At 40.1% G+C, this 25,433-nt stretch carries 19 protein-coding genes; 9 read left to right on the top strand and 10 right to left on the bottom strand.

Going from position 1 to position 25,433, the window contains the following annotated elements:
* The first annotated feature begins 473 nt into the window (after positions 1-473).
* Positions 474-1,451, top strand: a complete 978-nt coding sequence (locus tag ACQ96U_RS12555; RefSeq protein ID WP_431721599.1) for a L,D-transpeptidase family protein — start codon at positions 474-476, stop codon at positions 1,449-1,451.
* 399 nt (positions 1,452-1,850) lie between these two features.
* On the opposite strand, the gene ACQ96U_RS12550 is transcribed toward ACQ96U_RS12555, so the two are convergent.
* Positions 1,851-2,069 (bottom strand): Lpp/OprI family alanine-zipper lipoprotein, encoded by a 219-nt coding sequence (locus tag ACQ96U_RS12550; protein ID WP_215821402.1) that lies wholly within the window; start codon positions 2,067-2,069, stop codon positions 1,851-1,853.
* Between the two features lie 848 nt (positions 2,070-2,917).
* Here ACQ96U_RS12550 and ACQ96U_RS12545 point away from each other — a divergent pair.
* Entirely contained in the window at positions 2,918-3,766 is an 849-nt protein-coding gene (locus ACQ96U_RS12545; protein ID WP_431721598.1) for a class I SAM-dependent methyltransferase, read from the top strand.
* A 3-nt stretch (positions 3,767-3,769) separates the two neighbouring features.
* On the opposite strand, the gene ACQ96U_RS12540 is transcribed toward ACQ96U_RS12545, so the two are convergent.
* From ACQ96U_RS12540 to ACQ96U_RS12510, 7 genes are all read right to left on the bottom strand, one after another.
* Positions 3,770-5,584 carry an AAA family ATPase gene (locus tag ACQ96U_RS12540; RefSeq protein WP_431721597.1) on the bottom strand — a complete coding sequence of 605 codons (1,815 nt, stop codon included), beginning with the start codon at positions 5,582-5,584 and terminating at the stop codon, positions 3,770-3,772.
* Between the two features lie 627 nt (positions 5,585-6,211).
* A complete protein-coding gene (locus tag ACQ96U_RS12535; protein ID WP_431721596.1) occupies positions 6,212-6,433 on the bottom strand; it encodes a hypothetical protein in 222 nt (73 codons plus the stop codon).
* 223 nt (positions 6,434-6,656) lie between these two features.
* Positions 6,657-7,772, bottom strand: a complete 1,116-nt coding sequence (malK, locus tag ACQ96U_RS12530) for a maltose/maltodextrin ABC transporter ATP-binding protein MalK (RefSeq protein WP_431721595.1) — start codon at positions 7,770-7,772, stop codon at positions 6,657-6,659.
* A gap of 19 nt (positions 7,773-7,791) precedes the next feature.
* Complete coding sequence (locus ACQ96U_RS12525) at positions 7,792-9,423, bottom strand: alpha-glucosidase (protein ID WP_431721594.1); 1,632 nt, start codon at positions 9,421-9,423, stop codon at positions 7,792-7,794.
* A gap of 146 nt (positions 9,424-9,569) precedes the next feature.
* Positions 9,570-12,341, bottom strand: coding sequence for an HTH-type transcriptional regulator MalT (gene malT, locus ACQ96U_RS12520; RefSeq protein ID WP_431721593.1), 2,772 nt, complete (start codon positions 12,339-12,341; stop codon positions 9,570-9,572).
* Between the two features lie 259 nt (positions 12,342-12,600).
* The gene (gene acnB, locus ACQ96U_RS12515) at positions 12,601-15,183 is read right to left on the bottom strand and encodes a bifunctional aconitate hydratase 2/2-methylisocitrate dehydratase (RefSeq protein ID WP_431721781.1); all 2,583 of its coding nucleotides are present in this window, start codon (positions 15,181-15,183) and stop codon (positions 12,601-12,603) included.
* A 390-nt stretch (positions 15,184-15,573) separates the two neighbouring features.
* Positions 15,574-16,443 carry a universal stress protein gene (locus ACQ96U_RS12510; RefSeq protein ID WP_431721592.1) on the bottom strand — a complete coding sequence of 290 codons (870 nt, stop codon included), beginning with the start codon at positions 16,441-16,443 and terminating at the stop codon, positions 15,574-15,576.
* Between the two features lie 410 nt (positions 16,444-16,853).
* On the opposite strand from ACQ96U_RS12510, the gene ACQ96U_RS12505 reads away from it, so the two are divergent.
* From ACQ96U_RS12505 to ACQ96U_RS12480, 6 genes are all read left to right on the top strand, one after another.
* Positions 16,854-17,243, top strand: coding sequence for a hypothetical protein (locus tag ACQ96U_RS12505; protein ID WP_431721591.1), 390 nt, complete (start codon positions 16,854-16,856; stop codon positions 17,241-17,243).
* A 325-nt stretch (positions 17,244-17,568) separates the two neighbouring features.
* A complete protein-coding gene (locus tag ACQ96U_RS12500; RefSeq protein WP_431721590.1) occupies positions 17,569-18,051 on the top strand; it encodes a hypothetical protein in 483 nt (160 codons plus the stop codon).
* 369 nt (positions 18,052-18,420) lie between these two features.
* Positions 18,421-18,894 (top strand): SMI1/KNR4 family protein, encoded by a 474-nt coding sequence (locus ACQ96U_RS12495; RefSeq protein WP_431721589.1) that lies wholly within the window; start codon positions 18,421-18,423, stop codon positions 18,892-18,894.
* 299 nt (positions 18,895-19,193) lie between these two features.
* Complete coding sequence (locus ACQ96U_RS12490) at positions 19,194-20,267, top strand: transposase (RefSeq protein ID WP_431721588.1); 1,074 nt, start codon at positions 19,194-19,196, stop codon at positions 20,265-20,267.
* Between the two features lie 650 nt (positions 20,268-20,917).
* Positions 20,918-21,757, top strand: coding sequence for an isopenicillin N synthase family dioxygenase (locus ACQ96U_RS12485; protein ID WP_431721587.1), 840 nt, complete (start codon positions 20,918-20,920; stop codon positions 21,755-21,757).
* Positions 21,754-22,062, top strand: coding sequence for a DUF2288 domain-containing protein (locus ACQ96U_RS12480; RefSeq protein WP_431721586.1), 309 nt, complete (start codon positions 21,754-21,756; stop codon positions 22,060-22,062). The genes ACQ96U_RS12485 and ACQ96U_RS12480 overlap by 4 nt, the downstream gene beginning before the upstream one ends.
* Positions 22,063-22,174: 112 nt before the next feature.
* Here ACQ96U_RS12480 and ACQ96U_RS12475 read toward each other — a convergent pair whose 3' ends face one another.
* Positions 22,175-22,897: a hypothetical protein gene (locus ACQ96U_RS12475; RefSeq protein WP_431721585.1), complete on the bottom strand. Its 723-nt coding sequence runs from the start codon at positions 22,895-22,897 to the stop codon at positions 22,175-22,177.
* Positions 22,898-23,295: 398 nt separating this feature from the next.
* On the bottom strand, positions 23,296-24,048 hold the full coding sequence (locus ACQ96U_RS12470; protein WP_431721584.1) for a hypothetical protein: 753 nt from the start codon (positions 24,046-24,048) through the stop codon (positions 23,296-23,298).
* Positions 24,049-24,493: 445 nt separating this feature from the next.
* On the opposite strand from ACQ96U_RS12470, the gene ACQ96U_RS12465 reads away from it, so the two are divergent.
* Positions 24,494-25,327 carry a hypothetical protein gene (locus ACQ96U_RS12465; RefSeq protein ID WP_431721583.1) on the top strand — a complete coding sequence of 278 codons (834 nt, stop codon included), beginning with the start codon at positions 24,494-24,496 and terminating at the stop codon, positions 25,325-25,327.
* Positions 25,328-25,433 lie beyond the last annotated feature (106 nt).

The following is a 25,433-nucleotide window of genomic DNA, read 5'->3' as shown; positions in this document are numbered from 1 at the left end:
TTTGCCATGTTCTTGTGGTTAAAAATTAATCATTTGGTTGCGTATAAGTCGACTAACCCACGCTATTATGAAGGACAGAAACGACATTTTTTCCATTTGGCTTTAAGTATTCCTATGGATAAGAGGGATGAGTGACAGCTATGGGCTTAGCCCTGTTTTATCCCATAGAGAGAAAATCAAGGTGTTACTTGATGATTTACAGTGTTCGTATGTGCTCATGACGGCGGAGAGGGGTATCCTGCGCCGTTATAGTTATAAATGTGAACTGCATACTTGAATAGGCTTTAAAAAAGACAATAAACCTTTGCATATTTAAATTGTTTAACTGATTGCGCTATATAAAGTGACTTTTTTAGCAAAAAAAGAAGGAACACTTATGTCGTTTTCTTTCTGTCTGTATGATAATTGGCTGCTACGTTAGGTAGCTAATTTTTCCGGGTTGATTGACTTTATTTAATCTATAGTAACTTCTTATGAACGAAGTAAGTATGCTTGTTAAAGTATTTAGATACGTTGTATCTAAATGTCGCGCATGGTTGTGGTGTGGCATTATTCTTCTATGCAGTGGCCAAAGCTGGGCTGCTGTTTATCCTTTGCCTGCCAATGGTGATAATGTTGTAGGCTATATACGCCAAGTGAGTACTACGTATGAAGATACGTTTATGGAAATTGCTCGACGAGAAGGGTTAGGTTTTTTAACCGTTCGAGCCGCAAATCCAGATATCGATCCTTGGCTGCCTGGTGAAGGTGTTTTAGTGACACTGCCAACACAAATGGTATTACCGCCAGGTAAGAGAGAAGGGATTATTATCAACCTAGCAGAATTACGCCTTTACTATTTTCCTCCTAATGAAGATGTTGTGGTTGTTTTTCCTGTAGGCATCGGCCGTAGAGGTTGGCAAACACCAGAAGGTAAGACGCATATTATGCAAAAAATAAAAAATCCTTCTTGGACGCCACCTGCATCAATTCGTCGTGAGCATGCCGAAAAAGGAGATATTCTTCCTGGCGTTGTCCCTGCTGGGCCAGATAATCCTTTAGGTTTATTTGCTATGCGACTAGGTAATGGGGGCAGCTATTTAATTCATGGTACAAACCGTAAGTATGGGGTAGGCATGCGGGTTAGCCATGGCTGTATTCGTTTATTTCCAGATCATATCGAACAACTATTTGCCCAGGTTTCTCGTGGTACACCTGTTCGAATTATTCATGAGTCATATAAAATTGGCCGTTTGAATGGTGAAATATATGTTGAGGCACATGAGCCATTATCTGAGCGAGCCGATACTGTTCGTAAACCCGCAAGGTATGTTCTGAGTAACTTGTTAGACAAAATGCCTGAAGCGAGTACGGCAATAAACCAAAGTGTAGCTTTGGATGTTATTCAGCAAGAAACAGGTTTGCCGCAGCGCGTTTCGATTTCTTCAGTATATGTAAAGGATTTATTTTAAAGCTTAACTATACAAGTAATAGCTAATGTTTTATTAAGCTATGGGGTTTTGAAATAAACGTGTTTGTGTAGGATATGACTGGTTTATCTTCGCCATTAAAGACAGTTTGAGAAGGATACTTAGCTGTCCTTACCCTTTCTCCTGCCTCTTATTGAAAGCCATTAGGGTGTTTCATCACTTGAAGTGCCCAGCTAAAACTTGAGCATTTTTGTTGCTGTAATTACCTGTCTGATTAGTCTCATCAAAAAAATAATAATTGAGATAGCTGTTTATAAATATAGGAAAAAATATATTTTTCATTACATAGTATTAGTACGTATTTAAAAATACAGGTTGAATTATATAGATTTATTAAAAAAAAAGGCCGCAACTGCGGCCTTTTCACATCAGTATCATAAATTATTTCATGTACTGATGGCCACTCATGCGATCTAGCTTCTCCATGATTTGATCGGCTTTTGCATCAGCGCTAGCAGCAGTTTGCTCAACGCGGCTGAGGCGATCCTTTACTTCATTAATGTCTTGCTCCAACGCATCAACACGACTGTTAGTAGCACAACCAGCCATAATAGTTAACGCAGCAGCGACGACACCTAACTTAACGAGTTTAGCAGTCATTATGAACTCCTTATCAGTTTGTGTTGCAAAGCTTCATTTGAAGAGGGTTAAAATAACTGGTCAGGTTGTACTGATTAAACCTGCCAGGCCAGATGCCCCCAAAGGCTTACAGACCAAAGGTCTCAAGGGCAAGCCGATGTCCAAGCTAGAGTATGGACTACTTTTTTATTATCAGCCAGTATAGGACTGATTGAACTGTCTCACAAACGCTGTAAGACTTAAATATAATATCAGGCACAAAAAAATCTGCTGTGATCCAACAGACAAAAGTTTTGGGCATTAGATAGAAGTACTATAAAATTTATTCCATGATTGTTGTATTACAAGTGTGTTATTTTGCCTTTATCAGTTTGTAACGACTTGTTGTCTAATTGTACAAATAAATATTGCGTCAATTATCTTATGCACTTTAACAAACTGCAAGTAGTGCTTTTACTTCATGTAAAACATGAATTTTGGTTGGGTGGAATTATACGAGAGAGTCATTTGTTTTTCCAAGTCGCAGCATGTGTTGTATTTCTAGGTCTTGCATATCAATAGAGTTTACATCTGATTAATAAATAATCTATTTGTGCTTTAACTGCATCGTATGTTTTATTTACAGTCTTGAATTGACTGATTCGTTTCCCTTTATTCTCAGCAAAGGGGATTTTTCAAAACAAGTAACACATATTATCATTGGCGACCAACCTTGGACTATATTTTTACATTGTACTGTTTAAAGACGTGCGATGAATTTAGAGTAATACTTATTTCTGCATGTGAACTACTTCAGTTTTTGTGAAAAGTAGTCGCTAGGATACACAACAAATAATAACTATAACGAGTAAGGATTATATAGGGGAATCATGGCCAAATTACGCTGGAATCCGGAAGCATATCGGCAGGTCAACCAGTTACAGCATGAGTCTGCCCTTTTAGGGTTACATCGTTACTGTAATCTTAGTCATCAAGACCAAGTATTGGACATTGGTTGTGGAGACGGTAGCTTAATTAACAAAGTTGTACAGCAGTTTGAGTTAAGTCATGTCCAAGCAGTAGATCGATCAACTGATATGATTAATCATGCAAAGCAAAACTATGAAACTTCAGAGATACGTTTTGCTGTAGCTGATGTGACGAATTTACATGAAGTTAAAAGCCAATCCGTGGACTGGGTATTGGTGTGTAGCATACTTCACTGGGTTGGTGAACTGGATAAGGCTTTTGCAGAAATAGAACGTGTTTTAAAACCAGGAGGTCAGTGTTTTATTGTTCACTGGCCTTATAATGAAGCAATTTATCTCCCTATTAAACAGCTTATGGCAGACTCCCGTTGGGAAGGGTTATCTGTTGCATTGACAGCAATGCCTCCCAGTGCAGACCTGCGCTGTTTACAAACGCTATGTCAATATCAAGGTTTAAGCATTTCTGTCTTAGAAGATCGAACCTGGTTTCCCTTTACCGCCAGTTTAGATTATTTTTCACGCTTTCTTCTTGCATTATTACCCCTCCATGAATGGTTGCCAGAAGAGCAACATGCATTGTTTATCGAACAGGTACTGGACAATGCTTTAGCCATCTACGCGCGTCAAGGAGAGGGTATCGCAATCCCTATGCGCTGTATTTATGCCGTTATCCAAAAGGCAAGCTCCGTGGAAGCTGCTCAGTATGAGTCTACAAAAGCAACATTACACCCAGAACGCAGAGTATATTAGCGGTTAATTAATGGGGGGCGTTTGCTTTAAAATACGTTCAGCATAGTTGTGGGTTATTTGCAGTAATATGCTTGCATCAAATGGACGCCTGAGTTCAGCAAGCATATTGACTTTTTCTTCATAAGATTTATGGAGAAAAAGTTCTGGATTTTCAAACCACTCATCCGGTAGGGAAATATCCAAACAAGAGGCTTTAACGGCATCAATAATCTGTTTGATAATACGATACGTAAACTGCGGATAGGTTTGCTGTATTTTGTGTAAATAATAACCAAACTGACTTAATGTGTTTAGCTCTCCAATCTCAATAAGGGTCTCTTGGTAAAGTGTTTGCAGTTGGTCACTTAGCCTTAGGTCTGCACTTGATTGTTCTTTTTCATCCCCATTACTGGGTGAACAGCTTGGGTTTAGTATTACCTCCTCACCTTTTGTCGCTATATCACTCAGCGTATGATGAAGTAATTTTGTCAGGTTCGCTGAGCTTTGTACCTTATCGGTTTCCAGATGAGTTGAGATACATTGCTTAAGTTGGGGATTGAGGTTATCAGGGTTGTTGGAGACTAAAGCAAAAACACAATTGCCTTTAGTATGGGCTCTGATACCACAAAAAGTATCCAATAGTGCTGTGCTAATTTCGTGTTGGCCTGGTGCACTTTGCTGAGGGTTTTGTTTTCCAGTTAAAAAATCTGCCTGATCTATACAACCAATAGCGATAGTATAAGGATTGAGCACATTTTGAATAAATTGATTAGCATTGGCAGCAGAGTGTCCTTGGAAAGGATGGAGGCAGTTAATATCGAGATTTTCAAAATAAAAAGGGTAGTTTGCTACTTTACAATAGTGTTTAACCAATCCTGCCAGAAATTGAATTAACGTTGTTTTACCTGAGCCAGGTATTCCTGAAAGCACGAAGTTAAAATGTGCACCACCTAATGCTATAAATGGATTTAATTGTCGTTTAAAGTCATAACAAACGAGTATCTTTGCAAGTTTTTGGATTTCTTGTTTAGCCATACAATTACCAAAAACTTCATGAGGTTGTTTGAAAGTGACGGGTGGTAATTTTTTATGGTAAGCCTTATGGGGCGGTAAAAAGATTGTCCATGAAAAATCTTCCTGAGCGACATGGTAATGAGTATGAAAAAATGGGTTGTTTTGTGTTTGTGTGGGTCGTAAGGCTCGCAATGTATCAATTAATATTTCACTGGCCTGTACGACAACAGCGATTAAGCATTGATCTGTTTTAGCATAGGAATTAATCACTTCGGCTAAATAAGCTAAGAAATGTTTTACTGAATCCAGTGGTGAATTAAGTTTCAGTTGCTTGATTGAAGGTAAACGTTGTTCAAAACTGTATTCGGAAGAAGCAAGCTGATGTAATAAATAATGAGCTAAACAGTGCAGGGCAACGTATGATGCTTGACTAAGTAGTAATGTCAATTCATTACGCTTTTCAGGCGGTAGCAGGCTTTGTATATTTTCTTCCTGTAATTGTTTAAGTCTGGTAACCGTACTAAATTGTTCAACAAGTGCCGTAGCAATAGCCAGTCCTCGTTGTAAACGACTGATGACATAATACTGTTTTTCACTGGCTAACGGGTTATGGGGAGTAATATGGGTGATGCACTGAATAAGCTTTACTTTACGTTGTTGGATGGTGTTGCCAGATGTGGTGGTATAAGGCCATATGGGTGTGGTGGATGGGCGTTCTTGGGTACCCAATATTGAGTAATTAAACTCTGTCAATGTTCCATAAACATGTTGGTAGTATGCAGTGATAGTGCTTTCTTGCAGCGCAATCAACTGAGGGTGTTCCACATTTAACTCCTAAGGTAAGAAGAGAAGGTTCAAACCAATGTAACACTGCATTGAGTAATACGTATAAATAACAAACCTGCGCTAAAAAAAGTTTTGCAATAGACACGGAAAACAGAAATTTACGTTATTTGCATTAATGGTTATGGTTAAGGATTTCAGTTTAATTGGAAAGGCTTGGAAGACAGGTGGATTATGTATCAGCTAAAATTTGCAGATGAAAATTAAGTAGTTTTACGTATTCTCTCATAAAAAAATGGTAAGGTGGTAATTGAATACTTTCAATCTACAAATAAATTGTATCATTCATTTGTATACAAAAGGCATAAAGGCGATACTTTAGTTGTTTTTCGTGGTTATTTGCAAATCAGTTTTGAGACTCAATACTGATTTTTTTTAACAAAGTGCTGATTAACAGCGACTTTGTTAGTGGTTAACAAAAAATCCAAGATGGATTTATTAGACTGGTATCTTAAAAATACAGTCATTAGTAGGGAAATCAAATTTTTTGTCAATACGACTTTAGTCTAAATGGGTAAAACAATTATATAAAATAACTATACTCACAGTGAAGGGTATAAATAATAAAAAGCTACTGCTCAATGTTAGCGTTGCATTAATTAACTTTTACTAGGTAACCCGCACGAAATAAAGCGTATCGCTTTTGGTGATGGTTTCTTGAAGCATTGTACAGGAGGTTTCAAATCGGCTGATACCATATTTTTCGACCAGCTCAGCGCCACTTAATTCTGAAGTGTTATCCTGCTGAGAGGCCATGTCCATACGATATAATTTAAATCGCATGGCTTTTAGTGTTTCTTTCAAGTCCATGAATATCTCCAAGCCGTTCATTTCTAAGGCCCTGAACACTATGCATGTGTGGTACCAGATTGGCTATCTGACTGATTTTGGTATTATTGTAGCGTTAAATATTAGAATAATAACTCAAATAAAAATTATACTGTAAAAAAATACGACAAATACACTAGGCGTGTCTAGGGGGAAACACTACCCTGTCTTATTATCGAGTGCAAATAGAATAGCATTGAACAGGGTAGTGGTATGGGTTGAGGGATTAAAAATTAAGGCTTGGTTCTTTGACTAATCGACGACAGGCTGTGCCATCCGCTCGAAATAAATGACAACGTGAGACGTCTAAGCCAATGGTGTACGTTTCTCCTTCGTACACTTTAGTATTACCATCAGCACGAATCGTAATATTGTCTGACAGACCTGGCATATCAGCATATATTAGTGTGTGATCACCTAACCGCTCAACCACATTAACATAACCATCTATAGTGACATTGGCATTATGGGGTAACGCAAAATGTTCTGGGCGAATGCCCAGAGTGGCTGTTTCTCCAGACTGTAGTTGTGAACCATCCACATTCAGCGTAATGGGACGTCCATTGGTGAGTCGGGCTGTGACAGAGGATGGATGAGCTTGTTCTATGGTGCAGGGAAAAAAATTCATTTGTGGGCTGCCAATAAAACCAGCCACAAATTGATTGGCTGGATAATGGTAAAGCTCAAGAGGACGACCGATTTGAGAAATAAACCCTGCATCTAACACTACGATTTTATCCGCTAACGTCATCGCTTCGACCTGGTCATGGGTGACATAAATCATGGTGGCCTGCAGACGCTTATGGAGCTTGGCGATTTCTATCCTCATCTGAACCCGCAGCCCTGCATCTAAGTTAGATAATGGTTCATCAAATAACAATACTTTAGGCTCGCGAACAATAGTTCGCCCAATCGCCACTCGTTGTCGCTGACCTCCAGAAAGGTCTTTTGGTTTTCGTTCAAGCAAAGGAGACAGTTGTAAGGTTTCTGCCGCGGTTTCTACACGCTGTCTGATAGTGGATTTATTTACTTTTGCCAGTTTGAGGCCAAATGCCATGTTCTCTGCAACGGTCATATGTGGGTAGAGTGCATAAGATTGGAATACCATACCCACAGAGCGGTCTTTTGGGGGAACATCATTCACCCGTGTGTCATCAATGAATAAGTCACCTTCGCTGATGTCTTCCAGACCGGCAATCATCCGTAACAGGGTTGATTTACCACAGCCTGAAGGACCTACAAACACCACAAATTCCCCGCTTTGGATATCCAAATTAATATCTTTGGAGATTTCTGCTGCACCATAGCGTTTATAAACATTGCACAGCTTGACACTGGCCATTTTGTACTCCTACTGTCGATTAATTCAGCATCATGATGAGTGTTTCAAATGCACCCAGATTAAGCGTGTTATGTTGAAGCTGACCTAGGCAGTGCGGTGCTGGTAAAACTTCGACTTGGGCATCGGTGACTTGAGATAAAGGTATTGTCACCGCTTGTTGATTAAGGTTAATAGCCACCAGTAGGTGTTGGTTTTCATGACTGCGTTGATACAACAAAATCCCTTCAGGTGCCGTGAGATAATCAATGCTCCCTGTTAGGAGGGCTGGCTGGGTTTTCCGCCAAGCGAGGAAGTCGCGATAGGCATTTAGCACCGAGTCAGTTTGTGTTTGCTGTTGGTCAACACTGAGCTGATAATGCTCTTGAGGTACGGGTAACCAAGGTTTAACGTCAGAAAAACCGGCATTATGCTGATCATGTTGCCAGGGCATTGGCGTACGACAGCCATCACGACCTTTAAACTCTGGCCAAAAGGTGATGCCATAAGGGTCTTGTAACTCTTCGAAAGCAAGCTCTGCTTCGGTCAGTCCTAATTCTTCTCCCTGATAAACACAGATACTGCCTCGTTGAGTGAGAAGAAAGTGCATATAGGCTTTTGCTTGTGCCTGACTTGCTTCGGTTTTACCCCAGCGGCTTAAAACCCGAGCAACATCATGATTACCCAGGGACCAACAAGGCCATCCATCGCCCAGTGCTGCTTCCATATTTTCCATGGTTATTTGCAGAAAATCAGCACTACTTTGTTCTGTAAGCAAATCAAAGGAGTAGGCCATATGCAGTTTATTACCTTGAGAGGTGTACATTGCCATGGTTTTTAATGAGTGATCACAGCCAATTTCACCAACAGTTGTGGTATTGGGGTAACGATCCAACAGGGCCCGCAGTTTTTGTAAAAATTCAAGATTTTCAGGGCGTGTTTTATCGTAGATATGCTGTTGATAACCATAAGGATTATCGGGTCGGACACCGATACTGCCATCCACAATTTTTTTACTGGGTGGGTTGTTTCGTAGCTTTTCATCATGAAAGTAAAAGTTGGCAGTATCCAGACGAAAACCATCAACGCCTCGTTTTAGCCAAAACTCCACATCATTCAGCAACTGTTGTACAACATTGGGGTTATGAAAATTTAAGTCTGGCTGACTGCTTAGAAAATTATGTAAGTAATACTGCCGACGTCGGCTATCCCAGGTCCAGGCTGAGCCACCAAAAATCGATAGCCAGTTGTTAGGCGGGGAGCCATCAGCTTTTGGGTCAGCCCAAACATACCAGTCTGCTTTGTTGTTTGTTTTACTGCTACGGCTTTCTTTAAACCAGGGGTGTTGATCTGATGTATGGCTAAGTACTTGATCAATAATGACTTTTAGATTGTGTTGATGGGTTGCGGCAATAAGCTGATCAAAGTCTTCAAGTGTGCCAAAAATAGGGTCAACATCACGATAATTGCTGACATCATAGCCAAAGTCTTTCATCGGTGAGGTAAAAAACGGTGACAGCCAAATAGCATCAACATTTAGACTGGCAATATAGGGTATTTTGGCTGTGATGCCAGGCAAGTCACCAATACCATCCTGATTGGAATCCATAAAGCTGCGTGGATAAACCTGATAAATAACGGCTCCACGCCACCATTCCTGATTATGCTTACGCATTGTAATTACCTTGCTCATCCCAAATTAGTTAACAGATATCCTTATCATCAAGAATCAAGGTAACAAAAACATCCTCCCCCGGGATTTAATTTATAGGCGTAGGTGCAGGGCGTAGTCCCCTTTGTTTAATCCCCTTGACTTGCTATTTAATCACCCTGAATAGTGCGTAGCATTTTATTGGCAATGTCGATGGCTTCATGCCGATGGTTAACATTGAGCTTTTGGTAAAGGCTACGAATATGGGTTTTGATGGTACTGGGTGCTACTTCCAGGTGTCCAGCAATTTGTTCATTACTCAAACCACTGTGAATCAGGCTTAATACCTGCCACTCACGTTTGGTTAAGGGGGTGGACTTTATTAACTCAGGGATATCAGCTTGCTGCAAAATATCGCCAATTAATGTTTCATCCAGCGTGATGGTAATTGATTTACTTAAACTACGTTGCTGTTGGGCCAGTTTAATCAGACGATCTGCGCGTTGCAGTTCATTTTCTGCCAGAGGGTAGTCCTGTTTAAGGGCCTTTAACATAACAATAAGCGATTTACCCATCATTAAAAAGCTACTGATAAAGCCTGTTGTAGATGCCAGTTGTAGTGCTTGCTCTAGATGTTCTAAGGCAAGTTCACGCTCATCTTTTAACCAGTATGCTTGGGCAAAACAAATATGGTTGCGGTTTTGATCAGTAATAAGTCGGTATTTTACCGCTTGCTGTTGAAGGGAGGTCAGTATATCAATGGCTTTCGCAGGATGATTAAGATAGATTGCTGCCCTGGCTCGATTTCGGGCATGGCATTGGTAAAAGTGATTAGTTGCAGGAGATAGTGATGGGGCTGCTTGCTGCCAGCGTTTAATCGCCGATACATCCTGAGTCGCTTGCCAATAGACGAGCAGAGTAGCGTGGGCATTTGCCATCCAGTCACTGTGATAATCATCACCTTGCATTAACTGTTGTAGTTTTTGTATATAGTCTGCACAAACCGTATGTTTTCCACGCAATAATGCAATTTTTGCCAGTAGGGCATAGCATTGTAAGAACCAGTGTTCGCCTTGAGGACGGAGAATATCGATACCCATCAAGCTATTTTTTTCAGCACCATCCAGGTGATGCCACTCAAATAACACCTGAGCCCGCACGCGGTGGATAAACTCCATGATGGGTAAATGGTTAACCTGATGTTCCGTAGCAAACTGCAAGGCTTTATCTTGAATGTTAAAGGCTTTTTGCAGATAGCCTTGTGCCATAGCGATTTCAGACTGCTGACATAGTGTCCACAAAGCGATTTGGCTGGCGCCTCTTAGTCGAGCGAGTTGTTCCGCTTCTTCCATCATCTGTTGTGCTTTGGTCAGTTGTCCCTGACAAAAGCTGGCTTCACCTAATACGGACAATGCGACAGTTCGAATCCGTCGCCGCTCTTCAGGTAAATTTGCTAACGCATCCTGGGCAAGTATTTGTGCTTCTTTTATCTGTCCTAAATTCATCGCCAGTTGGGCGCGTATGGTATTGAATTCACACTGTATTTCTTGCCACTGGGCTTGGGGCATTTGTTGAGGCAGCTGCTGCTCAGCCTGTACCAGCAGGTTTTCAACTTCATCATACTGGTAAAGGTTCTGGGCAACCCAGGCTGCAAGCATAGTGAGTTCTGCATCTGTAGCCAGTTGTACCGAGGGAATACTGTGTAACGCTTGTTGAAGAATACGACACTGGCCTTGTTGATAAAATGACCAGCCATGTTCAAGCAGGATATTAGTGAGTGCAGTATGACTTTCTCCTGCAATGGCATGGGTGAGGGCCTCGTGAATATACCCTAACTGTTGCCAACCAGTGCAGGCCCGTTGGTGTAAGGCCTGGGTTTGACCGGGGTAGTGCTTACTCAACTGATGACGAAGAAATGTTGAAAATAAGGGGTGGTAGCGATACCAGCGACGTTGACAGTCAAGTGGAGTGATAAAGAGACCAAGCTGTTCCACTTGCTCCAACATTGCCTGGCCATTCTCAACCCCTGTGACGGTTTTCACTAAATAATCATTCATACTGTCAAGTACACTGCTGAAGTACAGAAACTGTTTTACTTCAGGAGAAACCTGGGTCAAAACCTCTTCAGCCAGATAGTCGAGTAAATAGGTATGGCCCTTGATGACTTCATTGGTCCAGGATTCGAAACTATCTATATCGGGGGTTGAGAGTAGGGCGATCAGCTGTAAAACCGCAGGCCAACCTTCAATTTGTTGTAATAGGGGGGTGAGTTGCGTCGATGTCAGTGAAAAAGTGAGTCGATCAGCAAAAAACTGGTGGGCATCATTTGTATCAAATGCAAGCTGTTCTGGCGCTATTTCCAATAGCTGGTCATGTAGTCGTAAGTTAGCAAGGCCTAATGGCGGTAAGCTGCGAGAGTTGATCGCAATATGTAAAAACGCCGGTTTATGTTTAATCAAGAAGCGCATACTTTGATGAATTACTTCATTATCAATCAAGTGGTAGTCATCAAGTACTAATAATGAGGGTGTTTTGGTATTAGCCAACTCCATAAGTAACTGTGAAATATGGCTTTCTAAGTGAATGGGATTAGCAGTAAGTACCTGTTCAAGGGATTGAGGACAACACTGTGTTGCTTGCTGAATACTGGCAGTGAGATAAGCAATAAAACGGACAGGTTCGTTGTCTGCCGAGTCGATGCTGAACCAGGCGACAGGATGATTAAGTTGGCTGATCCAGTCTAAGCTCAGGGAGGTTTTGCCGTAGCCTGCAGGGCCGTGAATCAGCGTAAGCTGGTGAGCTGAATAGTCTGCCAGTCTGTTGGCTAAGCGGGGTCGATGGGTAAGTTTTGAGGGTCGGTTGGGTACTGATATCTTGGATGGGATGAGTACCTGTTGGCCTGAGCCGGACTCCACTGTATTGGCTAAATGCGCAGATGCCATAGTCACTGCCTGTAAACTGCTTTTGTTTAGTCGTTTTTCTTTATTGGCGTATTTATACCCCTAAGTTTGGGTATATGAATTATTATTTTGCCTCTGGTTCACAAGCGATCTGTCTTCTTTAGGTTGAGTACAGACTGCGAACCAACAGTATCAAGCGAAAGGTACTGACGCAAGATTGTAATATTGGCCAGATAACAAAAGGCAAAGAAAAACCCGCAATAGCGGGTTTTTCTTGATACGACTAACTTCCGTAGAAGTATTAAGAGGTTGCAGCATCAGTGGCAATAATTTGGTTGGCTGCTTTTTGGAAGGACTCAATTTCATTGAAGTTCATGTAGCGGTAAATATCTCCTGCCATGCTGTTAAGGTTTTTAGCGTAGGTCATATACTCGTCTACGGTAGGCAGTTTACCTACAATTGACGCTACCGCTGCTAGCTCAGCACTGGCAAGATATACATTCGCACCGTCACCCAGTCGGTTGGGGAAGTTACGGGTAGAGGTAGAAACGACCGTTGCCCCTGCTGCAACCCGTGCTTGGTTACCCATACACAGTGAACAGCCTGGCATTTCAGTACGAGCACCCGCTCGGCCATAAACGTTGTAGAAACCTTCTTCCATCAATTGGTGTTCATCCATTTTGGTAGGAGGAGCAATCCATAAACGGGTGGCAATGGGAGAAGAAAGCTGATCAAGCAAACGTCCTGCTGCCCGATAATGGCCAATATTTGTCATACATGAACCAATAAAGACCTCATCAATCTTGTCGCCAGCGACTTCAGAAAGCGGCTTAATATCATCAGGGTCGTTAGGGCAAGCGAGTAAAGGCTCTTTGACCTCATTAAGATCAATTTCAATAACCGCTGCGTACTCTGCATCTTCGTCAGCACTCATCAGCTGTGGATTCGCCAACCAGGCTTCCATTGCTTGGGCACGACGCTCTAAAGTACGTGCATCACCATAGCCTTCACTGATCATCCAGCGAAGTAAGGTTATGTTAGAAGTGAGGTACTCAATGATAGGTTCTTTATCCAGCTTGATGGTACAACCTGCGGCGGAGCGCTCGGCAGACGCATCCGATAATTCAAAAGCTTGCTCTGCTTTCAGGTGAGGTAAGCCCTCAATTTCCAAAATTCGTCCAGAGAAGATGTTCTTCTTATTGGTTTTGGCAACCGTGAGTAGACCTTGTTGGATAGCGGCATAAGGAATGGCATTGACCAGGTCACGCAAGGTAATCCCAGGTTGCATTTCACCTTTAAATCTCACCAGGACAGATTCTGGCATATCCAGTGGCATCACCCCTGTGGCTGCCGCAAAAGCGACCAATCCTGAACCGGCAGGGAATGAAATACCAATGGGGAAGCGCGTATGTGAGTCGCCACCGGTACCGACAGTATCTGGCAGTAACATACGGTTTAGCCAGGAGTGGATGATGCCATCGCCAGGTTGTAATGAAACACCCGCACGGTTACGAATAAAGTCTGGCAGGGTGTGCTGGGTTTCGATATCGACGGGTTTGGGGTAAGCCGCAGTATGACAGAAAGACTGCATCACTAAATCAGCAGAGAAGCCCAGGCATGCAAGGTCTTTAAGCTCATCACGGGTCATGGGGCCAGTCGTATCTTGTGAGCCGACTGTGGTCATTTTAGGTTCACAGTACTGGCCTGGACGAATGCCTTCAACACCACAGGCTTGCCCCACCATTTTCTGTGCTAATGTAAAACCTTTTGTTGAGCTTTGTGGGGCGATGGGACGTCTGAAGACTTTGGATGGTTCCAGTCCTAGTGTTTCTCGGGCGCGATCAGTAAGACCACGGCCAATAATCAGTGGGATACGTCCACCAGCTCGTACTTCGTCCAGAATGACATCGTTCTTCAGTTTGAATTCAGTCAGGACATTATCTGTATCGTGGGCTTTGATAACGCCCTCATAGGGATAGATATCAATCACATCACCCATGTTAAGGCTGCTGACATCACACTCGATGGGTAAAGCGCCCGCGTCTTCCATGGTATTAAAGAAGATAGGTGCAATTTTACCACCAAGAACGACACCACCTGCCCGCTTATTGGGTACATGAGGGATATCGTCACCGATATACCAAAGTACTGAATTAGTGGCTGACTTACGAGATGAGCCTGTACCGACCACATCACCGACAAAGGCAACAGGGTGACCTTTATCTTTTAGCTCAGCAATTTGCTCAGCGGCATGGGTGATACCTTCGCGAGGCATTTTATACATGGCTTTGGCATGCAGTGGGATATCAGGACGAGACCAGGCATCAGGGGCGGGCGATAAGTCATCAGTATTGGTTTCGCCAGTCACTTTAAAAACCGTTAAGGTGATTTTTTCAGGTAATTCTTTTTTGGCGGTGAACCACTCAGCATTAGCCCAGGATTCCATAATGCGTTTAGCATGCTTATTACCTGCATCTGCCTTTTCAGCCACATCATGAAATGCATCAAACATCAGCAAGGTATGAGATAACTCATCAGCAGCAAGGCTGGCCAGCTGGTCGTTATCCAACAGTTCAATCAAGGTCGCGATATTATAGCCGCCGAGCATAGTGCCCAGTAATTTTGTGGCTTGCTCTTTGGAGATAAGTGGTGAGTTTGCTTCACATTTTACGATGGCTGATAAAAAAGCGGCTTTAACGTAGGCTGCTTCATCTACTCCAGGTGGAATACGCTCAACTAAGAGTTCAACCAGATACTCTTCTTCGCCTGCAGGAGGGGACTTAAGCAGTTCAACGAGTCCTGCGGCTTGTTCTGCGTTAAGTGGTTTTGGGGGAATGCCTTCAGCGGAGCGTTCTTCAACATGTTTGCGGTAGGCTTCTAACACGATTCTTACCCTCATCAGTGTGCTTCCTGCCGGGTTATTATCACGCGCTGGTGATGATGCTCATCAGAGAATTAGGTGGGCCTTTAGGGCTTGAACTCGCAAGCGCTTATGGGGTATTTGGCAGGTAAATAAATAGCAATTTAGTGACCCCACTTGGTTATGAAAGTATAACGAAGTAAGGGAAAATTGTTAAGTAAGTCGGTGACTTACCTTATTAATTTCCATTATTCATGAAAAAAATGTTACAAACTGTCGTATTGTTATAAGCCAGTTGCAGTGGGTCAATTAACAGTAGATTTAAAATATGCCGCTTATATACCATTATTGTCGGTATAACTAAAAATACGGCATATTTAATGAAGAATATAGCTTTACATGTTCTCTCTATGTTTATTTATGGCTCAGAGCGGCTTCTAGTGTTTCCATCACATGCGTTGGTTTTAGTGTGAGAATATCCGCGTCCAGGCTATCAATAATCTGTTCTGCAGTATTGCCGATAATGGCGCCTTTCAGTCCACTACGTGCCACAGTACCAATGACGACGAGAGGTGCATCTAGCTTTTTAGCGATATGGGGAATATAGCTTGAAGCTGGCCCTTCTTCGACATGAATGTGGTCTGCCGGGATATGATATTTTTCAGCAAAACCTGAACAGACTTCTAAATATTTTTTCTGTAAAGCATCTTGTAATTGATAGACCGGATCAGGAGATGACAGCATAGGTGCGGGATGTGCTGAAGCCAGGTGACACTCACCATCAGCAAGTCCGGCAATATCCCGAGCATGGCTGATAATGACATCATTTAATATTTGGTGGTCACCATCGTTTGGATCAGCATCGACGGCCGCCAAAATATTACCATTCTCCCAAGGCTTATCATTCTTGACTAATAAGATGCCCGCTGGACACTGTCGCAGTAATTTCCAATCACTGGGTGTAAAAACAACTTTACTCAGTTCACTTTCTTCGCGCGCATCTTTGATGACCAGTTCACACTGCTCGGCTTGCTGGACCTTGATAATCGTTTCATGAAGACTGTGATCCCAATGAATATGCTTCGTAACCGATAACCCTTGCGCTCGAATGGGCTCACACCAGTCACTGAGAACAGCATGGGTTTCTTCATCAGGATGTGGATTACAACAAAGGATATGAAGTTGGGAGCCTGTTACATGTGCAATCGCGCAGGCACGGTTCAGTGCAGTATGTTCAGGCTTGCGGGTATCAACAACTACCAGCAGTTTACGTATCGCTTGCATGGTGCTTTTCCCTATTCATGAGCATTCGGGGTTAGACCGTTGTTACTTGTTACGAGATGGTTGCCCTAGATATATGCGTGTTATTGAGTGTTCAAATTCACGCATAGAGGTTAACAGCCATTTGATGACGGTTTAATACTCGACAAGAGTAGGATAAATGTAGTCTAAGATTAGTTTTCAAACAACTGTTTGATGTGCATCAAGCCTATGTTTAGGAATAGCATTTCTTTTGAGCCTAGGGCCTAGTAACCACTTGAGTATTTTCAGTTGCTTTGAATCGCAAATTCAAAAAACCTTCTGTACCGCCATCTCCTACTGAATTGGATTTCATGGCCTAAACTGGAAGTTTGTTATTGATAGTTTTAAGCAGGCTGTAAAAGCGCTTTTTTGAGCGTAGGGTAGTTAAAAATATGCAGTGGTATGTGCCTGTTATTCAATTAATCCTTTCTTCGCCACTTTGGCTGAATTTATTACGACTGGGATTGGGCTTCTGGCTTGCTTTGTTTGTTATTTTTGTAAGTGGAAAGCCCCATGCTTTTCCCTTTGGCGGAGGTTTGATGGGCGGGGAATATGTCCAGCAGTCTGAGTTGGTTAGTGGCGCAGTGTATGCCAGAGATATTATCAAAGGTGAAAATGATGCACCGATTTTAGTGGAATATGATTTTGAAGGAAAAGAAGTTAATGTTATTGGAGAGCAGCAGGGAGAGTATGCTGATACTCAAATAATGAGTAGTGCAACATTTAATGGATATTTATACCAAAAAGAAAAAATTGAAAAAGACTATAAAAACCAATTTTAATTATTAAAACGAGAGGTTTATGCTCGATTTTTTTCTTTTGATTTAGCTAAGTGTGATCAAATAATAAGTAGAATTTGTTTTTTTTAAGTGGCGATGCACAATAACTGGAAATCAAATGGTCAAAGTCGAGAAAAGAGCACCAATAAAGGGACACCCTAGATTTGACTTTGATCAAAAAGTGGATGTCCTTTTTAATTACTGTGCAGGGTAGTACAAAAATGCTGAAAACGAAAAAAGTGTTTTTGAGGCTTGTAAAGGATACTAACTCTCCAAGTGGATTTAGAATACAAACAGCTTTCCCACAGCTATAAGGTGATACAAAAAAGTGAAAAATAGTATAACGCCTGAAATATTAATTAGTGCATACAAAAATGCATGCGGCAAACACTGTGAAGCTACTATAGGTTTTGAACAAATTGAAAATTATCCAAGAGACTGGAATGATAAGGAATTAAAAGCCTTTGTAAACTCTATAATGCGTAAATATAGTTGTATAGAGGTTGACTGGAACATCATATCTTTTCAGGAGATGCTTAGTCAGTTTTTGTACTTATTAACAAAGCCGTTGATTAATGAGTATCCACCATTTGGTAAGTCTTCAGAAGAAGACGTGAATCAGTTTATAAATGATCTCTTAAATTTTGTTGGCGAAGGTTATTATTTTTCAAGTTTGTTAGAATTCTCATCAGATACGATATCAGATATGCAAGTGTTTGAAGATAATGATAATGGTGATTTTTGTGACATTTGTTTGATATGGCTTGGATCTGAATGGTTAGCTTTTATTGCTCACAGAGGGTTTGATTGAAAAAATTGAGAAAGAGGACACTCAGTGCGCCGGGCTAAGCCGGCAAAAGGTTGGAGGTGAAATTCCTCTACTCAGTAAGGGCTAGCGACCCGCTGAGACTTCGAGTCATGGGCGGTTGTCCGTAAGGACAATGGTTAAGCGTTGACAGAAGCATGTATAGGCTCAGTATTGAGCTCCGAAATCACAAATTGAGTGTGTGGATCTTGTTGGGTGATAGGGAACACAATACGGCATAAGGCGTAAATCGCGAGCCGAGAACAATAAAGGGACACCCTAGATTTGACGTTGATCAAAAAGTGGATGTCCTTTTTAATTCTTTATTAAATGGAGTTCTGATTATTGGAAGACTCGAGCGGGAGGATATTAATTATGGAGCGTAGCAGCTTCGAAGATTTAATGTTAGCACTAGATGAACTCAAAGAGTTTGATTGCCATGGGCATCACAGCTCAGAAGAAATATCTTCAGCGGAACAATATTTAGGTGTTTCATTGCCTAATAGTTTTAAAAGATACTTGAAGGAGTTTGGGAATATGGCCTTTGGTCATGTTGAGTATCTAGGGTTAACAAAATCTAGTGATTTCTCAAGTGCAGGCTTTCCAAACTTCGTTTGGTTTAATCTCAGAAAGCGAGAGCAAGAAAATTTTCCAGATTATCTAATAATTTTCCGTAGTGTTAATGATGAAATTTTCTTGTGCTTAGACACTAGTAAGAAGATTGATGACGACGATTGTGTTATCACTATATGGTCTAATTTAGATAAGCATGTAGAGCGAGAATTAGAAATTGGGTTTAATAGTTTCTTAATTGGAGATATAGAAGAGTACATTGACTTAATGCAATAGTTCCAAACAATCCAGCTTCAGCAGTAAAAGAAAGGGACACCCTAGATTTGATGTTGATCAAAAAGTAGTCTGTTGTGTGTGGTTATGATGTTGTCTGAATTTCGATCAGTTGTAGTGAGAGGTTTAAGGATGACGAGGCCACGAAGTCAGTTGGTGAGTGTGCAGGATACGCCGTATTATCACTGTATCTGTCGTGAAAGAAGGGGACACCCTAGATTTGATGTTGATCAAAAAATAGTCTGGTGTATGTGGTTATGATGTTGTCTGAATTTTGATCAGTTGTAGTGAGAGGTTTAAGGATGACGAGGCCACGAAGTGAGTTGGTGAGTGTGCAGGATACGCCGTATTATCACTGTATTTGTCGCTGTGTCCGCCGTGCTTTTTTGTGTGGTGATGACAAGTTGACAGGCCAAAATTTTGATCACCGCAAAGCGTGGATGGTGGAAAGGCTGACTGAGCTAGTTAAAGTGTTTGCGATTGATATCTGCGCTTATGCGGTGATGTCAAATCATTACCACTTAGTGGTGCGTATTGATGCGGAAAAGGCTGAACAATGGACTGATAATGAAGTGATTCGTCGCTGGCGCAAGTTGTATCAAGGTCCTCCTATGATTCAGCGTTATTTAGCAGGAGCAACGTTGGATAAAGCTGAATTAAATGTTGTTGATGAGATAGTCCAGCAATGGCGGCAACGATTATCTGATTTATCCTGGTTTATGCGTTGTTTAAATGAGCCTATCGCCCGCTGGGCCAATGATGAAGATGGTTGTAAAGGTAGATTCTGGGAAGGCCGATTTAAAAGTCAGGCATTATTGGATGAAGCCGCATTATTAACGTGCATGAGTTATGTGGACTTAAATCCTGTTCGCGCCGGTATGGCAGAAACGCCAGAAGCGTCGGATTTCACATCAATCCAGGCTCGGATGGTAGCGTGGGCTAACCGGCAACAGAAAAGCCAGCAGAAAAGAAAACCACGAAACCAGACTTTTGTACGAAAAACAAAATTGCCAAAACAACCCCTACCTGTTGTACCTCTATTATTGCGTTTTTCAGGTAATGAAAAACAAGGAAAGAAAACGGCAATTCCCTTCAGCTTAAAAGACTATTTACAATTAGTGGATTGGTTGGGTCGTGCTATCTGTGATGATAAGCGTGGTGCCATTAGCGAGCAACAACCGCCTATTCTTGAGCGTTTAAATATCAATAAAGATGAATTGCTTGGGTTTGTAAGCCGGAAAGAAAAGCGTTTTATTGATGTGGTTGGAACAGAAAATAGTATGCAAAAAGCAGTGACGCAATGGCAACGGAAATTTATTAAAGGTATTAGACTTGTTAAGCAACTATTTGCGGCAAACAGTATTCGATATACTTAACATAGCGGTTGTAATAGTAACAAGTATGTAATTATATGCTGTGTGAATATTTTTTGTCTTTGTAAGGATATTTGCTAAAAAACATTCAAAAAACCTTTGTTTTCTCCTGTTTAATCTCATCCTATATCAATTAAAAATAGTCTGCAAATATGTTAACTGAATGATTTGTAGTTGTAATGTATTTGTAGTAAGGCATTTTTCTGTCATTTGATAGTTATTAAGATGTGGATGTCCACTTTCCTTTTCTTTCCTTTTTTATTTTGCATGATACTAACTCCATTAAGAATGGATATTTATTTTTAATAGAGTTTGTTGTACAAAATGTGGGATTAATTTATTTGATTTTTAGGTTATATGTAAAAATGAAGTCTAGTGGAAGCTTTATTTTGTTTTGGTGTGTTTGTGAGGAAATTAATATAGATGTAGAAGATTTAGTTAAAATAACTGTTGATATTTAAATGATTTGTGTTGACAGATAAATTTCAAGCTCTTTGTAGTGGTGAGAATAGAAAGATAGCCAAAAATCCAATTGATTAAAAGTTTGGTATCAGTATAAGTCGGTTGAACTGAGAATTTACCGAGACTAGTTGGTTGCTAATCAGTCAATAGCTGGTAAACTGTCATGATTCTGTATCAATAGAGTCATAATAATGCAAGTAAAAACTGTTGATTATTTAACCCCTGATTGTGCTCAGAAATTTGTTGAATCTTTAAGAACGACGGGTTTTGGAGTAATTAAGAACCATCCTATCTCTCAGACCCTTGTTGAGTCTATTTATAATAATTGGTATACGTTTTTTGTTAGCGATGAAAAACATCAGTATCGCTACAATGTTGATACGCAAGATGGTTACTTTCCCTCTGAAGTATCTGAAGTAGCCAAAGGACACATGGTTAAAGATATTAAAGAGTATTATCATATTTATCCTTGGGGACAAATTCCTGCTCAATTAAAAGCTGATGCAATGAGCTATTATCAAATGGCTAACACTTTGGCAACAGAGTTGTTAAGTTGGGTAGAAGCGCATACACCTGCAGAGATCGCCCAACATTATTCAATGCCTTTATCAAAAATGATAGAAAGTAGCCGTGGTACACTACTTAGAGTATTGCACTACCCACCATTAACGGGTGAGGAGGAACCTGGTGCTATTCGAGCGGCTGCTCATGAAGATATAAATTTGCTTACTATTTTACCGGCTGCTAATGAACCGGGCTTGCAAGTTAAAGGAAGTAATGGTGAGTGGTTAGATGTACCCTGTGACTTTGGAGCCCTCATTATTAATACAGGTGATATGCTTCAGGAGGCTTCTCAAGGCTACTTTCCTTCAACTACTCACCGAGTGATTAATCCTACAGGTGGACGTCAAGATAAATCACGAATTTCCTTACCGTTGTTTTTACACCCTAATCCCGATGTTGTATTATCTGAACATTATACTGCAAGAGAATACTTGCTCGAAAGGTTAAAAGAGCTTGGAGTAATATGATGGCAGAGCTTGACCAGCAAACACTATTAAAAGCAAAGTTAAATCTTGAAACTTCAACGATTGCCTGGAAAGATTTGCAGTCATTTTTTGCTGCTGGGCAAGTAATCGCTGTAAATAAAGGCTTAGATTTAGTTGAAGTTGCGGCACAGATTGCTCAGGATAATAAAAGCCAAATTGAAGCTTGGATGGTTGAAAATAAAATCGCAAAAGTGACTGACCAACAAGCTACAGCATGGTATGAGCAAGATTCTGTGTTGTGGGCTGTGGTTATTCGACCATGGGTGTTGGTTCAAGATAAAAAATAATAAACATCTTTAACTGTGGCTTAGCTCTCCCTCTCAGTTATAAGAGGGAGATAACCATACTGAAATACTATTTCTTCATCAGTGAGCTAGGATTAAGTTAATAATATAACTATTATTGATTGATAGCTTCCCCATCAGAAGATATTGGATCAATAGCATCAGCCATAAATAGTAACCACATTTCGGTGTATTTTAAAGGTTTTTTGAAAACTTTTATATCTGATACAAAACCATGAAATACACATCCACAGCTAAAGTCAGAAAAACTTATGTATTTATCTGGTATGTTGTTCCTTTTAGGATCGAATTGAAAATCATGGTCGAGGTTAATGACTTCAAGTGACCAGCCATTAAGTGTGATAAGTATTTCTTTTTTTGCTATATCTGTCGAAATAGTAGCATGATTCCATTGATTATTTTTTATGGTTAAATTAGGTAGTGGATAGGTTTTTTTATGGTTATTCAGCGATAATTGAAGTATACCCTCATTAACATGTAGACTAATCCAACGCGTAGCAATACCGCCGACAACAATAGTATAATTGTTGTCTTCATTCGCATAAGGCAAAAAATTTAACGCCATTGTAAACTTATCGTAGTCAAATTCAGGGTTTAGACTTGCATAGGCTAGGTATCCATTCTCTTCATCTGCGTGTCGTCCATTGAGAAACATTACTTGCCTGACATTTTTGGTGCGCAAATCTTCAATCGCATTTTCCTCATTGAGTGTTTGAGTAGATGGTTGGTTAGACTCATTATCAAGAGGGTTGAGTTGTGATAATGCAGCTATTGGAATGCTTGCTAGCAATAATCCTAGTAGGTTGATATATTTCATATTTTTATCCTTTAAAATATGTCACATTTTGATTGCTATCTATATTACTAATTTTTTTATTGAACATTGTATTAGGCAATTTTTAAGCCAGGATGTCGTGCTTCAGTAGCAAATCGATCTGGGATGATATATTAAGACGATATAGTGCTTTGTTGATTTAGTGTATTAAAAGGGAGGCGGCAATTTTTTGCCTAAAAGGCTTGAGGAGAATGAATGTTTAGAGAAAGGGTAGGTATAATTTTGCTGCTGGTCTCATATGATTTTAAGAGTTTATTTGATTTTGTAATGTTTTTAGAATACTTTTATTGATAGGTTTTTTAGGGCTAGGTGCGCATATTCTAGTGACTTAATAGAAGCGCTTTATACTAGCCCTATGAGTTATGAACGATACAAAGTTTTTATGTTAGTGTGGTAAAAATAACGGATACGCCCGTGTAATTAATTCGATTATCAGGGAAGGTCATATCTTTTATCAGTGAGCCATTTGTATTGTAGTTATAAATGTGATTGGCCGACGCTAAATATAAGTCGTTTTCTGGGCCAGCTGCAATACCGTTAATGTCGAAACCAGTATTTGTATAAGATAATTGATTAAGGTTCATATCGCGTATAGTGAATCCTTTCTGTGATCCATTGTAAGATGCGTAAACCCGGTTGCCTATAACCGTGACATCTGTGTAATTGATTGTGGAGATTGGAAACTCCATATCTTTTATTAAGGTACCATTTGTTTTGTAGTGATAAATATGATTACCAGCGGCAACGAAAACATCATTATTCGGACCGGCAGCAATACCATTGGCTTTGACACCTGTATTAAAAAAAGAAAGCTGGTTTAGATTCAAATCACGGACAGTTACACCCAGCTGAGATCCTTCATATGCCGCATACACACGGTCACCTCTAACGATAACACTGGCATAGATGATACCACCATCGGGAAACTTCATATCTTTGATTAATGTGCCATTAGTATCGTAATGAAAGATATGATTCCACGATGTTAAATACACATCATCATTTGGGCCAGCTGCAATGCTATGAAAGTCAAAGTCCGTGCTGGCAAAAGACAATTGGTTTAGTTGGAAATCACGAACGGTAAAGCCTCTTTGTGATCCATTATAGGATGCATATACATTATTGTTGCTCATGTCGGTTTCCTTACAAATTATTCCATTAAGATCTACTTACCAAGAAGATAAGTATAGCTGAGGTTACACAGTATATGTGTCAAAAGTAGTTGTATTATGTAGCTATGGTTTAGAAAAAATGACTTAACTGTTTAGTTTTATTTTAAACGTTATGGTCATAAATTGAACGTTTTTAACGTTTTAACTATAATCTAGAAACAGTTTTAAATTGACCTTAAGAAGGTATTGATTATGTTATCGTTTAGGTAATACTGATATATTCTCTTCATTAAGGGTATATTTTTATGGACACTGCTGAGTTATTTGTTTTCGATATTTATAGTTTAGTATTGACTAATATAATATTTGCGTAGTTTTAATAATTATTTTCCTTTGTCGTGTAGTAAAATCATCAGCGGTTGAAAGTAGTTTAGGTAGTCTTGAAGATAAATAGAGGGAAATATCAGTGTTAACTAACAAGCTGGCAGGCATATTACTATTTGGTTTTTGCTTTTTGGATAGTGTTTCAGCCGTTGCAAGTAATCTTGACTGTGAAGATTATAACGATAATAAAATTTACTGTAGAAACCCTGAACTTAGAAATAAGCATGATCATCTTCTGAAACTATATAATTCCTTACATATTGCTGCTAGTGATTGGTCTGTAATTAGCAAGCAAAAATCAAAATGGCAAGCAACGAGAAATAAATGTAAAACATCAGAGTGCTTTATAAAAGTATATGATGAACAAATAAGATATCTTGAACAATATCCCGATATTTGTCGTGGGTTTAAGGATGATTTTTTTCACGGCAATCCATTAGGTTATGATGTTATAAATCCAGAATTGAATGGTAGTTTAGCAGAGATTATCTCAGGGCTAGGTAAAGAAGGCGAGAAGGTTAAGTCTATAATATTAGAATATTCTGATACAACAAATTATGTTGAGCTTTATAAAGTAGATATAAATAATGATAAGCTCGGTGACTACATTATTGTGGTTTCTGATGGTAAAGCAGATTGTAAAACCCATTTATTTTTTGTGTCTACTGGGAAGGGATTAACATTAATTAATAATGCTGATTTTTCTTCGTATGAGAATGAGGGAAAGCTTTGTGCAAACTGGGGGCAGAAACTTTCTTTCGTTAGTTACTATAATAATGGGATTCCTAGTATTTATGCGTTGTTAACCGATACATTTTTTGATGATGGGTTTGCAACTATTTCATTCACTCCTTTAGCTGCTGATACTGCAACGACTGAAATATGTAAGTTTAAAATTGGCTTTATCAAGGACTGAAGTGCTAAATATGATGCTTTGTGTATAGACTAATGGCTAATAGCCGATAGCCGGCACATATGGTCTAATTGATAAACTTATAATTCTTTAGCCGTATATAGTGAAC

The sequence above is a fragment of the Zooshikella sp. RANM57 genome, from assembly GCF_050749885.1.
Taxonomy (GTDB): Bacteria; Pseudomonadota; Gammaproteobacteria; order Pseudomonadales; family Zooshikellaceae; genus Zooshikella.
This window is presented reverse-complemented; position numbering and strand designations above follow the sequence as displayed.

What these genes read in the sequence shown, in the direction of transcription:
- ACQ96U_RS12555 (WP_431721599.1), top strand. Translation starts at nt 474, where the DNA reads ATGAACGAAGTAAGTATGCTTGTTAAAGTATTTAGATACGTTGTATCT.
- ACQ96U_RS12490 (WP_431721588.1), top strand. Translation starts at nt 19,194, where the DNA reads ATGACGAGGCCACGAAGTGAGTTGGTGAGTGTGCAGGATACGCCGTAT.
- ACQ96U_RS12470 (WP_431721584.1), bottom strand. Translation starts at nt 24,048, where the DNA reads ATGAGCAACAATAATGTATATGCATCCTATAATGGATCACAAAGAGGC.
- ACQ96U_RS12480 (WP_431721586.1), top strand. Translation starts at nt 21,754, where the DNA reads ATGATGGCAGAGCTTGACCAGCAAACACTATTAAAAGCAAAGTTAAAT.
- ACQ96U_RS12535 (WP_431721596.1), bottom strand. Translation starts at nt 6,433, where the DNA reads ATGAACGGCTTGGAGATATTCATGGACTTGAAAGAAACACTAAAAGCC.
- ACQ96U_RS12485 (WP_431721587.1), top strand. Translation starts at nt 20,918, where the DNA reads ATGCAAGTAAAAACTGTTGATTATTTAACCCCTGATTGTGCTCAGAAA.
- ACQ96U_RS12505 (WP_431721591.1), top strand. Translation starts at nt 16,854, where the DNA reads ATGCAGTGGTATGTGCCTGTTATTCAATTAATCCTTTCTTCGCCACTT.
- ACQ96U_RS12495 (WP_431721589.1), top strand. Translation starts at nt 18,421, where the DNA reads ATGGAGCGTAGCAGCTTCGAAGATTTAATGTTAGCACTAGATGAACTC.
- ACQ96U_RS12525 (WP_431721594.1), bottom strand. Translation starts at nt 9,423, where the DNA reads ATGCGTAAGCATAATCAGGAATGGTGGCGTGGAGCCGTTATTTATCAG.
- ACQ96U_RS12475 (WP_431721585.1), bottom strand. Translation starts at nt 22,897, where the DNA reads ATGAAATATATCAACCTACTAGGATTATTGCTAGCAAGCATTCCAATA.
- ACQ96U_RS12550 (WP_215821402.1), bottom strand. Translation starts at nt 2,069, where the DNA reads ATGACTGCTAAACTCGTTAAGTTAGGTGTCGTCGCTGCTGCGTTAACT.
- ACQ96U_RS12510 (WP_431721592.1), bottom strand. Translation starts at nt 16,443, where the DNA reads ATGCAAGCGATACGTAAACTGCTGGTAGTTGTTGATACCCGCAAGCCT.
- ACQ96U_RS12545 (WP_431721598.1), top strand. Translation starts at nt 2,918, where the DNA reads ATGGCCAAATTACGCTGGAATCCGGAAGCATATCGGCAGGTCAACCAG.
- malK (WP_431721595.1), bottom strand. Translation starts at nt 7,772, where the DNA reads ATGGCCAGTGTCAAGCTGTGCAATGTTTATAAACGCTATGGTGCAGCA.
- malT (WP_431721593.1), bottom strand. Translation starts at nt 12,341, where the DNA reads ATGGCATCTGCGCATTTAGCCAATACAGTGGAGTCCGGCTCAGGCCAA.